The sequence below is a fragment of the Stenotrophomonas sp. YJH_SMC_10 genome (assembly GCF_059371555.1).
On the sequence record NZ_JCAFUS010000009.1, the window covers coordinates 38,815 to 51,552 of the forward strand.

13 protein-coding genes are annotated in these 12,738 nt (G+C 69.0%); 4 read left to right on the forward strand and 9 right to left on the reverse strand.

What is annotated here, in order from left to right:
- Positions 1–274: 274 nt before the first annotated feature.
- The gene (locus AC5P9C_RS12750; RefSeq protein WP_343542644.1) at positions 275–1,720 is read left to right on the forward strand and encodes a GGDEF domain-containing protein; all 1,446 of its coding nucleotides are present in this window, start codon (positions 275–277) and stop codon (positions 1,718–1,720) included.
- Between the two features lie 89 nt (positions 1,721–1,809).
- Here the strand turns inward: AC5P9C_RS12750 and AC5P9C_RS12755 are convergent, their stop codons facing one another.
- From AC5P9C_RS12755 to AC5P9C_RS12775, 5 genes are all read right to left on the reverse strand, one after another.
- Positions 1,810–2,148: a hypothetical protein gene (locus AC5P9C_RS12755; protein WP_049469108.1), complete on the reverse strand. Its 339-nt coding sequence runs from the start codon at positions 2,146–2,148 to the stop codon at positions 1,810–1,812.
- A 77-nt stretch (positions 2,149–2,225) separates the two neighbouring features.
- Complete coding sequence (locus AC5P9C_RS12760) at positions 2,226–3,167, reverse strand: DegV family protein (protein WP_049469102.1); 942 nt, start codon at positions 3,165–3,167, stop codon at positions 2,226–2,228.
- 95 nt (positions 3,168–3,262) lie between these two features.
- A complete protein-coding gene (locus AC5P9C_RS12765) occupies positions 3,263–3,895 on the reverse strand; it encodes a 2-hydroxychromene-2-carboxylate isomerase (RefSeq protein ID WP_057494602.1) in 633 nt (210 codons plus the stop codon).
- A gap of 20 nt (positions 3,896–3,915) precedes the next feature.
- Positions 3,916–5,199, reverse strand: coding sequence for an amidohydrolase family protein (locus tag AC5P9C_RS12770; RefSeq protein WP_057494601.1), 1,284 nt, complete (start codon positions 5,197–5,199; stop codon positions 3,916–3,918).
- Positions 5,199–6,608, reverse strand: coding sequence for an amidohydrolase (locus AC5P9C_RS12775; protein WP_329851574.1), 1,410 nt, complete (start codon positions 6,606–6,608; stop codon positions 5,199–5,201). The genes AC5P9C_RS12770 and AC5P9C_RS12775 overlap by 1 nt, the downstream gene beginning before the upstream one ends.
- Positions 6,609–6,760: 152 nt before the next feature.
- Between AC5P9C_RS12775 and AC5P9C_RS12780 the strand changes: the two genes are divergently transcribed.
- Together AC5P9C_RS12780 and AC5P9C_RS12785 are read left to right on the forward strand one after the other, a co-directional pair.
- The gene (locus AC5P9C_RS12780; protein WP_005419211.1) at positions 6,761–7,537 is read left to right on the forward strand and encodes an AMP nucleosidase; all 777 of its coding nucleotides are present in this window, start codon (positions 6,761–6,763) and stop codon (positions 7,535–7,537) included.
- A gap of 43 nt (positions 7,538–7,580) precedes the next feature.
- Positions 7,581–8,120: a DUF924 family protein gene (locus tag AC5P9C_RS12785; protein WP_049469087.1), complete on the forward strand. Its 540-nt coding sequence runs from the start codon at positions 7,581–7,583 to the stop codon at positions 8,118–8,120.
- Positions 8,121–8,238: 118 nt separating this feature from the next.
- On the opposite strand, the gene grxD is transcribed toward AC5P9C_RS12785, so the two are convergent.
- A complete protein-coding gene (gene grxD, locus AC5P9C_RS12790; protein WP_057494598.1) occupies positions 8,239–9,165 on the reverse strand; it encodes a Grx4 family monothiol glutaredoxin in 927 nt (308 codons plus the stop codon).
- Positions 9,166–9,224: 59 nt separating this feature from the next.
- Between grxD and AC5P9C_RS12795 the strand changes: the two genes are divergently transcribed.
- The gene (locus AC5P9C_RS12795; protein WP_343541826.1) at positions 9,225–10,004 is read left to right on the forward strand and encodes a polysaccharide deacetylase family protein; all 780 of its coding nucleotides are present in this window, start codon (positions 9,225–9,227) and stop codon (positions 10,002–10,004) included.
- Between the two features lie 98 nt (positions 10,005–10,102).
- On the opposite strand, the gene AC5P9C_RS12800 is transcribed toward AC5P9C_RS12795, so the two are convergent.
- The 3 genes from AC5P9C_RS12800 to AC5P9C_RS12810 are packed head-to-tail and all read right to left on the reverse strand — an operon-like array spanning position 10,103 to position 12,722.
- The gene (locus AC5P9C_RS12800; protein WP_057494596.1) at positions 10,103–10,822 is read right to left on the reverse strand and encodes a class I SAM-dependent methyltransferase; all 720 of its coding nucleotides are present in this window, start codon (positions 10,820–10,822) and stop codon (positions 10,103–10,105) included.
- Between the two features lie 4 nt (positions 10,823–10,826).
- Positions 10,827–11,444, reverse strand: a complete 618-nt coding sequence (locus AC5P9C_RS12805; protein WP_343541828.1) for an SGNH/GDSL hydrolase family protein — start codon at positions 11,442–11,444, stop codon at positions 10,827–10,829.
- Positions 11,445–11,447: 3 nt separating this feature from the next.
- Positions 11,448–12,722, reverse strand: a complete 1,275-nt coding sequence (locus tag AC5P9C_RS12810) for a pyridoxal phosphate-dependent aminotransferase (RefSeq protein WP_049469076.1) — start codon at positions 12,720–12,722, stop codon at positions 11,448–11,450.
- Positions 12,723–12,738 lie beyond the last annotated feature (16 nt).

A 12,738-nucleotide genomic window follows, 5' to 3' on the forward strand; every position in this document is an offset into this window, starting at 1 on the left:
GGCGGTGCACGCGGCGTGTTGTTTTGCCGCAGTGGATCACGCCGCTGTGGCGTGCCAGCCCCACCACGCCCACACGCTGCACGCCTGAGGGTTTTCCGGTAGTGCCGGCCGCTGGCCGGCAACCTGCCGCCCCGTGATTCCCTCGGATGCCGGCCAGCGGCCGGCACTACCGTGGCGGTGCGCGCGGCGTGTTGTTTTGCCGCAGTGGATCACGCCGCTGTGGCGTGCCGGCGCGCTATCGTGCGCCCATACGGCCTTGCGGATGGGGGAAGGCATGCCGGTAGTGCTGGCGCTGCTGTATGTGCTGTGCCATGGGCTGGTGCTGGCCCTGTGGCCCGGTCCCGCCGGGGCGGGTTCCTTCGTTTTCCTGACCGGCGCCCCGCTGCTGGCTGCGATCGCCTGCCTGTGGCGGGCCCGCCGCGACCGCGCGGCACTGGGGTGGCGCGCCACGGCGCTGGCCCTGCTGCTGTGGGCCGGCGGCATGGCGTTCAACATGATTGACGCCCTAGGCGCCGGGCGTGCCGATTTCACCCCGCGCGCAAGCCTGTTCCTTTACGTGCTTTACGGTGTGCCCCTGGTGTTTATCCTGGCCCGGGCGCGCCGGGAACGGGTCAGCATCAGCCTGATCGATGCGGCGATGGCGGCGCTGTTGGGCGTGCTGTTCTTCGTGCACGCGCAGTCGTTTGCCGCCCGCGTTGACATCGACGACCACGCGCTGGCCAACATGCAACGCATGTTCGATATCCAGAACCTGTGCATCGCTGTGTTCGCGGTGGTGCGCTGGCTGGCCGGCGACGTTCCCGAGCGGCGCACCTTTTTCCGCGCGCTGGCGATGTATGCGGTGACCTACCTGTTGGTGGCGTACTACATCAACCACTACACCTCCGGCGATGCGTTCGGTGCCTATGCCGACCTGCTGATCGATCTGCCGTTCCTGCTGCTGGCGCTGCTCGCACTCAGCCAGGCACCGGCGCGGGTCCTGGCGCCGCATTCGCGGATGGCGCGCACGGTGCAGGCGGCGGGCCCGATGATCCTGCCGCTGCTGCTGCTGGTGGTAGGCACGCTGGTGGTCGACCACGCCCGGCCCCTGGCCGTGAGCGGGTTCGTGGTGGCGACGCTGGGGTTCGGCCTGCGCAGCATCCTGCTGCAGGTGGACCTGATGGAACGGCAGGCCTCGCTGGACCAGTTGGCGCGCCAGGATGGCCTGACCGGCGTGGCCAACCGGCGCGAGTTCGACGCGCTGCTGCTGGCCGAGTGGAACCGCGCACGGCGCAGTGGCACCGAGCTGGGCCTGCTGCTGTTGGATATCGATCATTTCAAGGCCTTCAACGACCGCCACGGCCATCCCGCCGGCGACCGCTGCCTGCAGGCCGTGGCAGCGGTCCTGAAGGCGAGCGCCGGCCGCGCCGGTGACCGTGTTGCGCGCTACGGCGGCGAGGAATTCGCGGTGATTGTGCCCGGAAGCGCGCTGTCGGGCGTGCTGGCACTGGCCGAGCGCCTGCGCGAGGCGGTGGCGGCGCTGCCGCTGCCGGAAGGGTCGGTCAGCATCAGCATCGGCGTGGGCTATTTGCATCCGCCAGCGATGGCCAGCGCCGATCAGCTGCTGGCCGACGCCGATGCCGGCCTGTATGCCGCCAAGCGTGCCGGCCGCAACCAGGTGGTCCTGCATGCGCACGTGCTGGATGACGAGGGCAACGCGCACGGAACCATGGACTGTTGAGCGGACCAGCCCTTAGTGCCGGCCGCTGGCCGGCACCTCCTCGGACGCCGCGGTTGCCGGCCAGCGGCCGGCACTACCACGGCATGGCCTCAACGCACGTCGCGCAGTTCCCAGTGGCTGCCGGCCAGCAGGCGCAGGCGCTGCTTGAACACATCGCTGTCGATGCGGGTGGTGGCCACCAGGTTGATGCGCAGGTCCTTCTGCTCACCGGTCACGGTGGCCTCGGGATCGGTTGCGCCCCACTGCGGCTCCACTGCATCCGGGTCGGGCTGCTTGGCCTTCCAGCGTTCAAACAACGTGCCGCTGCGCAGGGCATCCTGCAGCTCCTCGGCGAAGCCGGCGGCGCCCTGCGAATGGAAGGACAGGTCAGGGTCGTTGCCGCGTGCCTTGGACGGGTCGGGCAGGCTGATGTGGTACTGCGCAGGCATGGTGTTCTCCTAGAAGTGCGGCAAGGCTGGCACAACCGCGGTGGAATCGATGTGCAGAGTTCCGCCGCGGTTGGCCTTCATTCAAACCGATGCGGTCCATCGGCAAAGCCCACGGTGACCGCGCCCTTGCCGACGTTGACCATGCCGGTCAGGCTCATCACCGTTTCGTACACGGTTACGCCGTGGCCGGCGCAGACGTCCTTCATCTGGGCGTAGCCGGGCAGGGCGCGCAGTTCGTCCAGTTCACCGCCGTAGCTGATGCACACCGTCGGTGTCATCAGCCCGGCGCGCACGCGCTGGCCGACCACCGCAAACAGCTTCTGCACGGCGTTGTCGAAACCCTTGATCTTGGCCACCGGCCCGGTCTCGCCGCGGTAACCGTGCAGCACCGGCTTGATGTCCAGCGCGCTGCCCAGCGCCGCGCTGAGCAGGCCGACACTGCGGTCACCCTTGTGCCGCGCACGTGCGCGCATGTAGTACAGGTCGCGGGTGACCATGTAGCCGTGCACGTTGCCGGCCAGTTCTTCCAGGCGTTCGCGGATCTGCTGCACGCTGGCGCCACTGGCGCGCAGGCGTACCGCTTCCACCGCAGTCACCGCCTGCGCGGCGAACAGGTTCTGGGTGTCGAGCACGCGCAGCGCGAACGGCGAGTTGTGGCCGGCCGCCTGCCGCACCGGCTTGTAGTCGTTGAGGATGGCGAAGCTGGCCTGCAGCGCGTTGTCGTGGATCGGGCTGCGGGTCTTGGTGATGGTCATGCAGAACACGTGGTCGTAGTCGATCACCAGTTGCTGCAGGAACAGATCGCGGATCTGGTTGACGCTGAAGGGAATGGTCTCCGCCTCGGCGCCGTGCTCGGCCACGTGCGCGTGCAGGAAGCTCAGGGTGGCCTGCTCATCGCGATGATCGGCCAGCACGGCTTCGCCGATCCGCACGGTGATCGGCAGCAGCACGATGTTGTGCTCGGCAATGAAGTCCTGCGGCAGGTCACAGGCCGAGTCGACGACGATTCCGATGCGCATCCGCGGCTCCCCCTCCAGGGCGGTTGTAGGTTCGGAAACGTGAAATCTATCTCAAAATCTGGCGTGGCGCGCGCGGCAAATGCGCCACGCCCTGTTCAGCGACTGCGCTGCACCGCCACCGGAAGCTCGGCCAGGCGCTGCCATTCGGGCTGCTGCAGCAGGTCCGGGTCGGCCAGCACCGCCGCCATCAGCGGGTGGGCATCGTTGCCCCAGAACAACTCGCCATCGATGGCCAGGGTGGGGACGCCGAACACGCCGGCGGCAATGGCGGCCTCGGTGTTGCGGCGCAGCTGCTCCTTGACCGCCGGCGCGGCGATGGCATTGGCGACATCCTCGATCCCCAGCCGCGCACCCGGTTCGCGCAGGGCCTCGGCACTGTCGCCCGCGTGCCCCTCGCGCCAGATCCAGTCGAACAGTACGTCCACCGCTTGCGTGCCGGCGCCAGCAGCCAGGCACAGCCGCAGGGCGGATAGCGGGTTGAACGGATGGCCCGGCGGGAAGTGCAGCGGCGTGCCCTCGGCCTGCGCCGTCCACAGCAGCTGGCGGTACATGAAGCGGCGCTTGGCCGGAATCTCGGCCGGCCCGAGATTGCCCAGGTGGTGCAGCACGGCGCCAAAGGCGATCGGCACCGGCTGGATCCGCGCGAACTGGGGCAGCTGCTTCAGCTTCTGCCAATGCAGGTAGGAGTACGGCGAAACGAAGTCGAAATACCAGCGCAGGGTGGCCATGGTGGTGTCCTTCAATGCGGTCAGGGCTGCGCGTTGCGCTGCAGGTAGCGGTCACGCAGTTCGGTCTGGCGCGAGCGCATCGGCATCGCCCGGCCGCCCAGCCAGACCTGTTCGGCATAGTGCGCCACGTCCAGCGGGTCGCCCTCCCACAGCACCAGGTCGGCACGCTTGCCCGGCTCGATGCTGCCGATCTGGTCGGCCACGCCGAACGCCTGCGCCGGCACCCGGGTCAGCCCGGCCAGGCCGTCGGCCCAGGGCAAGCCGTTGGCCACGGCATTTCCGGCCAGCTGGCGCATCTTGCGTGCGTTGTGCGAAGCGTCACCACGCTGCACGAACGACACGGCCACGCCGGCCCGTTGCAGGCGTGCCGCGTTTTCCAGCGTAGCGCCGATCTGGTCGAAGCTGGCCGGCAGGTTGGACAGCACGTCGACGAATACCGGCACCTGCGCGGCTGCCAGCTCCGGTGCCAGCTGCCAGGCTTCGCTGCCACCGGCAATGGCGATCTTCACCTTTTCGCGGGACGCCCAACGCAGCAGTTGGCGGATGTCCGCGGCGCGGTCCACCTCCACCACGATGCGGCCCTGGCCGGCCAGGTAACGGCCCAGGGTGCGGCGCCCGGCCGGCGTCAGCAGCGCGTGCGGCGAGTCGGCGGCAACCTGGCCGCGCGCCTCGTCCACCATCTGCTGCAGCAGCATCCACTGCGCAGCGCGCGAGTGTCCGGTCAACTCCACCGCAGCCGACCCCAGGCGCAGGAACAGCGCGCGCGGTCCGAGCGGGTCGGCGCTGCCGTCCAGCCGCATCACACCGCCCTGGCCAGCAACGAAGCCGCCACCGGTGGCGGCCCCCAGCGCAGTGAATCCGATGCCATCCAGGCGCGCCACCGGGATCAGCACCGAGGCCGGGTTGTAGGCCAGGGTGACATCGAATTCGGGGCGCAACGGTTGTTCGCCGATCTTCAGCGTGCTGTCGACCGTGCTCGCTTCGCCGGAGACTTCTTCGATGCCGATCTCGGTGATGCCCCCGAACAGCGCCGGCGTCAGCGGGCGCCCATCGGCGTCGACCACGGTTGTGCCGGCCGGGGCGGACAGGCCGCGGCCGACCGCGCGGATGATGCCGCCCTGCACCAGTACGTCCGCGCCCTGCAGGCTGCCGCGCGCGCTGGCCGTATGCACGGTCGCGTTGCGCACCAGCAGGTCCTGCGCCTGTGCGGATGCGGAAAGGCAGGCCAGCACCATGACCGTCGCGCCGAGCCATGCCCGGCGGCCCTTCGCCGCAGACTGCGCCAACTGCTTGAGCGCCACCATCAGTGCACCTCCTGGCCAAGCTGGAAATCGGAACGTGGCGTGGCCGCAGGTACGCTGCGGTCGTACAGCCGGCGGCCGTCGATGAAGACCTGCTCCGCCAGCGCGTAGGAGCTGAAGGGGTTGCCGTTCCACACCACCACGTCGGCCATCTTGCCGGCCTCCAGGGTGCCGGTCTGGCCTTCGATGCCCAGCGCCTTGGCGGCGTTGGCGGTCATCCAGGTGATGGCGTGTTCGGGGGCGATCTCCGGCATGTGCGCACGGCGCGCGGCCGCGATCACCTTGGCCGCTTCCTGGTTCAGCCGCTGGATGCCTTCGGGCGAATCGGAATGGACGATGGCGCAGCTGTTCTTCGGCCGGTCGACCAGTGCGATGTTCTCCGGGATACCATCGAAGGCTTCCATCTTGAAGCCCCACCAGTCGGCCCACAGCGCACCGCAGACGCCGTCGGCGGCCAGCCGGTCGGCCAGCTTGTAGGCCTCCACGCCGTGGTGGAAGGCTGCCACCTTGAAGCCGAATTCCTTGGCCAGGTCGAGCATGGTGGCCATCTCGTCGGCGCGGTAGCAGTGGATGTGCACGCGGATGTCGCCTTCGATCGCGCCGGCCAGCGTGTCCAGCTTGAGATCACGCTTGCCGCCGGCATCACCGGCGCTGTCGCCCTTGTCGCTGCCGAACCAGCCCTTGCGCTTGGCCGGCTTCGGTTTGTTCTTGGCGATGTAGTCGGCGGCATCGATGAAGGCGGCACGATAGCCGGCGACGTTGCCCATCCGCGTGGCCGGGGTCACGCCCTTGCCTTCGCCGTAGACCCGCTTGGGGTTCTCGCCACAGGCCATCTTCAGTCCCCACGGTGCGCCGGGAAACTTCATCGCCTGGTAGGTGATGGCGGGGACGTTCTTCAGGGTCACGCCGCGGCCACCGACCAGGTTGGCCGAACCCGGCAGCACCTGCATGCTGGTCACGCCGCCGGCCAGCGCGGTGGCAAAGCCCGGGTCCTGCGGCCAGACCGAGTGCTCGGCCCAGACGTTGGCGGTGACCGGCGCGGTCATCTCGTTGCCGTCGCTGTGCGCGCCGACGCCCGGGCTGGGGTATACGCCCAGGTGCGAGTGCACGTCGATCAGGCCGGGGGTGACCCACTTGCCCTGCGCATCGATGCGGGTGACACCGGCGTCGGCCTGCAGCTGGCGGCCCACGGCGGCGATCCGGCCCTCGCGCAGCAGCACGTCGGCGTTGTCCAGGCGCTGGCCGGTGCCGGTCAGCACGGTGGCGTTCTGGATCAGCACCGGCGCATCGGGATGCGCCTGGTAGGTGCTGGGGTAGGGATCGGCGACGAAGCGCGAGGCGCCTGTCGCGGGTGCGGTTGCCAGTGAGAGCAGCGCCAGCCCCAGGCTGGTGCGCAACAACGGTGATGCCATGCAGTTCCCCTCGCAGCGTGATCCAGCCGCCGACGCTAGCCGGGCGATGGCGGGCTTGCCAAGTGACCTTCTTCACAGGCCTGCCGACGGTCGCTCGACGGCACCGGCCGGGTGGCTGAAACTATGCGGTCCCCCGCCGTACCGGACTGCCCATGAAGAGCAAGCAGGAAATCGTCGACAACTGGCTGCCGCGTTACACCGGCGTGCCGCTGGACCAGTTCGGCCAGCACATCCTGCTGACCAATTTCGGCGGCTACCTGCACACCTTCTCCGCGCTGACCGGGGCCCCGGTCATCGGCCTGGACCGGCCGATGGCCAGTGCCACCATCGATGGCATCACCATGATCAACTTCGGCATGGGCAGCCCCAATGCCGCGATCATCATGGACCTGCTGTCGGCGGTGATGCCCAAGGCGGTGCTGTTCCTGGGCAAGTGCGGTGGCCTGAAGCGCAAGAACCAGCTGGGTGACCTGGTGCTGCCGATCGCGGCGATCCGCGGCGAGGGTACTTCAGGTGACTACCTGCCGCCGGAAGTGCCGGCGCTGCCGGCCTTCGCGCTGCAGCGTGCGGTCTCGACCATGATCCGCGACCTTGGCCACGACTACTGGACCGGTACCGTCTACACCACCAACCGCCGGGTCTGGGAGCACGACGAGGCCTTCAAGGAGCGGCTGCGGGCGATGCGCTGCATGGCCATCGACATGGAAACCGCCACCGTGTTCGCCGCTGGCTTCGCCAACCACATTCCCAGCGGCGCACTGCTGCTGGTGTCGGACCAGCCGATGATCCCCGACGGGGTCAAGACCGAGGCCTCCGACGCCAAGGTCAGCTCCCAGTTCGTGGAAAACCATATCCAGATCGGTATCGAGGCGCTTAAGCTTATCCGGCGCAACGGCAAGTCGGTCCGCCACCTGCGCTTCGACGAATGATGATGATGGCCTGGCGCGGCGCGCCGGCCCTGGGGAGTAGGTAATGGACGTTGCCGCGCACGTGGTGGAATTCTGGAAAGAGGCGGGCCCTGCGAAGTGGTTCGCCCGCGACGACGCGTTCGACGCGCAGTTCCGCCAGTTGTTCCTGGATGAGCATTACGCTGCGGCATCGCGCGCACGCGAGCATTGGCTGGGCAGTGCCGAGGGCGCGCTGGCGCTGATGCTGCTGTTGGACCAGTTCCCGCGCAACTGCTTCCGCGGTACCGCCCACTCCTACGCCACCGATGGCCTGGCCCGGCACTACGCCATGCGCGCCATCGAGGAAGGCCTGGACCTGCAGCTGGTGCCGAAGCTGCGCGCCTTCATCTACCTGCCGTTCGAGCACTCCGAGGACCCGCTGGACCAGGACCGCTCGGTGGCGATGTTCGACGTGCTGGGCGACAAGGAATACCTGCAGTACGCCGAGCTGCACCGCGACATCATCCGCCGCTTCGGTCGCTTCCCGCACCGCAACGCCGTGCTGGGGCGTATCCCCTCGCCGGAGGAACTGGACTACCTGGCCGAGGGCGGATTCGCCGGCTGAAAAAAGGGGACGGAGGGGATTAAGTCGTTTATGCCACAAACGACTTAATCCCCTCCGTCCCCTTTTTAGGGGTCAGATCGCCTTTCCGCAGGAAAGGGCTCTGACCCCGGGCCTTCAATCAGTACTTCGGCACGCCGTTGTCGACGTCTTCCGACCAGGCGTTGATGCCGCCGGTGACGTTGAACACCTTGGTGAAGCCCAGGGCGCGGAACTGCTCGGCGGCCTGCGCGCTACGGCCACCGTGGTGGCACAGGAAGGCCAGCGCGGTGTCCTTGGGCAGGGCCTCCAGCGCGGCGCGGCCGTTGCCGTCGAAGGTCTTGAACGGCACGCCCACGGCAGCGATCTCGCGCTCATCGGCCGGGCGCACGTCCACCAGGGTGATGGTGCCGGCGCGCACCAGGTCGTCGGCATCGCGCACGCTGATTTCCTGCACCGGCTTGGGCGCATTCGGGTTGTCGATGGCCAGACCCTTGCCGCGGATGTCGTCCACCCAGTCGATGGTGATGCCGTTGGCGCGACGGGCGCTGGCCAGGTCGAACTGCACGCGCAGGCCGTTGGACTCGGCGGCAATGGCGCCTTCGTCGTGCGGGGCCAGCTGGAAGTTCGGCTGGAAGCGCGCGTCGATGGTCAGCTGCAGCGCAGCGCCCGGGGCATCGGCCAGCGCGCCCTTGAGCATTTCCACGGCGGCCGGGGTGACGGTGATGCTCGGCGGGGTGCGATCCGGAGCGGCCAAGCCGAGCACGCTGCTCAGCTCGCCGCTGGCGGCCATCTGCAGCACGATGTCGCTGCCACCGACCAGTTCGCCGTCGATGTACAGCTGCGGGATGGTCGGCCAGTCGCCATAGGCCTTGATGCCTTCACGGATTTCCTGGTCGGCCAGCACGTTGACGTGGGCGAACTCGACGCCGAGGTCCTGCAGGGCGCCCACGGCCTTGGCCGAGAAACCACACTGCGGCATCGACGGCTGGCCCTTCATGAACAGCACGACGCGGTTGGCGTTGAGGATGGATTCGATGCGCGAACGCAGGGCGGGATCGAGGGACATGGACGTCGGGGTTCCGGGAATTCGAATCATCAATTCTACCCCTCATGGCATCATGGGGGATGAGCAACGCAGGAACATTGCATCGCATCCCGACCCGGCCCTGGCGCTGGCTGCCCTGGCTGGTAGCGTCGCAGCTGGCGGTGATCCTGGTCTGGGCCCTGGCCGGCTGGCGCTGGGGGCTGCCCGTGATGGTGGCCAGCCACGCACTGTTCCTGGTGCCGGTGTTCCTGCCCAACAGCCGCTTCTACGCGCCGGTGCTGAGCCGGTTGCCGGAGGCCGGCAACAGCGTCTGGTTGACCATCGATGACGGTCCCGGCCCGGAAACCCGCGCCGTGCTCGACCTGCTGGACCAGCACCAGGCCCGCGCCACCTTCTTCCTGGTGGGCGAGCGCGCGCTGGCGCAGCCGGAACTGGTGCAGGAGATCCTGCGCCGCGGCCACGACCTGGGCAACCACAGCCACAGTCATCCACAGGCGCGCTTCTGGCGGCTGGGCCCGGCAGCGATGCGTGCCGAGATCGAGGGCTGCCAGCATGCGCTGCAGGCGGTGGGTGGTCGCCCGGTGCGCTGGTACCGCTCGGTGGTCGGCATGACCAATCCGTTCGTGGCGCCGGTGCTGAAGGCGCTGGGACTGGTGCGCGTGGGCTGGAGCGCCCGTGGCTACGACGGTGTCGGCTGCACGCCGGAGGGCGTGCTGTCACGGCTGTTGCCGGACCTGCGGCCGGGCGCCATCGTGCTGTTGCATGAGGGCGCCGCCCACGGCCACAACCTGGCGATCATCGAGCGCGTGCTGCAGGTGCTGGACGAGCGTGGGCTGAAGGCGCGGCTGCCGGTCCCGTAACGCCAGCCTGGTGATATAGAGCAGCCGAGCATGGGCTCGGCGCTGCAAGGGTTGGCGATCATCCTGTAGTGCAGCGCCGCCACATGCTGCGCTCGGCGCTACGACGCGGTGCGTTCGGCCACCAGCAACCAGCTGTTGAACGGCGTGCGCCCGTGCAGGGCGCGCGGTGCCGTCACCGTCAATCCGGCCTCGGCCAGTGTCGCCTGCAGCACCTGCGGGTCGGGGTAATGGCGCGGTCGCGTGCCCATCCAGCCGACCAGCCAAGCCAGCCGGTCCGCCACCCGCGTGGTGCGGTCGCGGCCATCGCCGGTGGCCAGCGGCGTGCGCAGCAGCAGGCGACCACCGCGGGCGACCCGGGCACTGGCCGCGCGCAGCAGCGCCTGCTGTGGGCCCGCATCCAGGTACTGCAGCACATCCAGCAGCAGCACGTGCCCGGCCTGCGCAGGCAGCGGTGCCTGCACGTCCAGGCAGTCGAAACGCACAGCGGGCAGGCCGGCGGCGGCACGCTGCGCACGGGCAATCTTGCCGGCGTCCACGTCCACGCCCAGGTAGGGCTGGGAGCCGCCGCGCTGGCGCAGCACGTGGGCGAACAGGCCCAGCCCGCAGCCCAGGTCCAGCACCGGTTGCCCGTCGCCAGGCAGGTGCTGCAGCACGCCGTCATACAGCGGGTCGCTGCCCAGCTTGCTGCGGGTGTAGTAGTAGTCGCGGCGGCTGGCCCAGGCGTGCGCGGGGCGGAATGCCTCGGCGATCGCACGGGCCTGCGGTGCGGCCAGGGGAGTGCAGGGCAGGGGCGAGCCGTTCCGTGGCGTGCCGTCCATCGCCTCAGTCCGTTCCGCCAAGCAGGTGCGCGGCGACCGGCAGTGCGCGAGCGCTCCACAGTGCGTACATCCGGGCCGACGGGTGCAGGCCATCGTCGGCGATCATCGCCGGATTGCCTCCCTGGTCACGGCTGATGTCGGTGATGTCGACGAAGGCCACGCCCTGCTGGGTGCAGATCACTTCGGCGGCCGCGTTGAATTCGTCGGTCTCGATCTCGATCGCGGCCAGGTCACGGCCGCTGCCGATACCGAACGGGGTTGCGCCCCAATCGGGGAAGGACAGCACCAGCACGCGCCCGGGACGACCACCGGCCAAGCCGATCGCCCGCTGCAGCAGGGGCTGGAACTGCACGCGGTACTCGTCAAGCGGGCGGCCGCGGTACTGGTTGTTGACGCCGATCAGCAGGCTGACGAAATCGAACGGGCCCTGCGGCGCGGCCGCATCGATGCCGGCGTCCAGCTCGTCGGTGGTCCAGCCGGTGGTGGCGATGGTCTGCGGGTCCGCCAGCGCCACATCCTGCGCACGCAGTGCGGCGGCCAGCTGGTGCGGCCAGCGGCCTTCGACCGCAACCGCTTCACCGATGGTGTACGAGTCGCCCAGCGCCAGGTAGGACAGCGCCACGGCTCAGGCCACCGAGCGGCGCGGCTTCAGCGGCACGACCTTGGTCGCGTCCTCGGCACGGCGGGCCAGCACGCGGTCGATGCGGGCAAACACATCGCGCATCACCGACGCTTCCGGCAGCAGGGTCACGCGGAAATGATGGCGGTACGGCACATTGAAGCTGGAACCCGGCACCACCAGCACGCCTTCGTTGTTCATCAGGTCCAGTGCGAAATTGTGGTCGTCGAAGCCCTTGGCGGCGGCACCGACCACGGCCGGGAATGCGTACAGCGCACCGGCCGGCGCGACCAGCGACAGGTGTTCGCTGGCTGCGCAGGCCTCGATCACGGCGCGGCGCGTTTCATACAGCCGCCCGCCCGGGGTGCACAGTTCGGAGATGGTGTCCGGGCCGTTCACTGCGGCCTCGATGGCGTACTGGCCCGGCACGTTGGCGCACAGGCGCAGTGCGCCCAGCAGGTCCAGTGCAGCGCGGAAATCGCCCAGGCGCGCATCATCGCCACTGAGGTGGGCCCAGCCCACGCGCCAGCCACAGGCGCGGTGCACCTTGCTCAGGCCACTGAAGGTCAGGCACGGATGGTCGCCGGCCAGCGGCGCGACCGGCTGGAACACCGCATCGTCGTACAGGATCTGGTCGTAGATCTCATCGACCAGCAGCAGCAGGTTGTGGCGGCGCGCGATCTCGACCACGCGCTCCAGCAGTTCGCGCGGGTAGCTGGCGCCGCTGGGGTTGTTCGGGTTGATCAGCACGATGGCGCGGGTGCGCGAGGACACCAGCGTCTCGATCTCGCTCGGGTCCGGCTGGAAGCCGTTCTCGGCGGCGCAGCGGTAGTAGACCGGGCGGCCATCGTTGAGGATGGTCGAGGCCGACCACAGCGGGTAGTCGGGTGAGGGCACCAGCACTTCGTCGCCCGGGTTGAGCAGGGCGCGCAGCGACAGGTCGATCAGTTCACTGACGCCGTTGCCGACGAACACACGGTCAGGATGCGCATCCGGCGCGCCACGGCGGGCGTAGTACGCGGCGATGGCTTCGCGCGCCACCGGCAGGCCCTGCTGGTGGGTGTACGGGTCGGTGCGGCCCATGTCATCGGCGATCGCGCGCTGCAGGTGTTCGGGCGCACGGAAACCGAAGTTGCCCGGGTTGCCGATGTTGAGCTTGATCAGCTTGCGGCCCTGCGCTTCCAGCTCCCGGGCTCGCCGCGCCAGTTCTCCGCGGATTTCGTAGCGCACTTCGGAAAGGCGCTCGCGGATGGCCAGGGGCTTGGGCGAGGGGGTGGACATGGGGCTGGGCCGTCAG

Coding starts and splice junctions, on each gene's coding strand:
- AC5P9C_RS12750 (WP_343542644.1), top strand. CDS start 275: ATGCCGGTAGTGCTGGCGCTGCTGTATGTGCTGTGCCATGGGCTGGTG.
- AC5P9C_RS12755 (WP_049469108.1), bottom strand. CDS start 2,148: ATGCCTGCGCAGTACCACATCAGCCTGCCCGACCCGTCCAAGGCACGC.
- AC5P9C_RS12760 (WP_049469102.1), bottom strand. CDS start 3,167: ATGCGCATCGGAATCGTCGTCGACTCGGCCTGTGACCTGCCGCAGGAC.
- AC5P9C_RS12765 (WP_057494602.1), bottom strand. CDS start 3,895: ATGGCCACCCTGCGCTGGTATTTCGACTTCGTTTCGCCGTACTCCTAC.
- AC5P9C_RS12770 (WP_057494601.1), bottom strand. CDS start 5,199: ATGGTGGCGCTCAAGCAGTTGGCGCAGTCTGCGGCGAAGGGCCGCCGG.
- AC5P9C_RS12775 (WP_329851574.1), bottom strand. CDS start 6,608: ATGGCATCACCGTTGTTGCGCACCAGCCTGGGGCTGGCGCTGCTCTCA.
- AC5P9C_RS12780 (WP_005419211.1), top strand. CDS start 6,761: ATGAAGAGCAAGCAGGAAATCGTCGACAACTGGCTGCCGCGTTACACC.
- AC5P9C_RS12785 (WP_049469087.1), top strand. CDS start 7,581: ATGGACGTTGCCGCGCACGTGGTGGAATTCTGGAAAGAGGCGGGCCCT.
- grxD (WP_057494598.1), bottom strand. CDS start 9,165: ATGTCCCTCGATCCCGCCCTGCGTTCGCGCATCGAATCCATCCTCAAC.
- AC5P9C_RS12795 (WP_343541826.1), top strand. CDS start 9,225: ATGAGCAACGCAGGAACATTGCATCGCATCCCGACCCGGCCCTGGCGC.
- AC5P9C_RS12800 (WP_057494596.1), bottom strand. CDS start 10,822: ATGGACGGCACGCCACGGAACGGCTCGCCCCTGCCCTGCACTCCCCTG.
- AC5P9C_RS12810 (WP_049469076.1), bottom strand. CDS start 12,722: ATGTCCACCCCCTCGCCCAAGCCCCTGGCCATCCGCGAGCGCCTTTCC.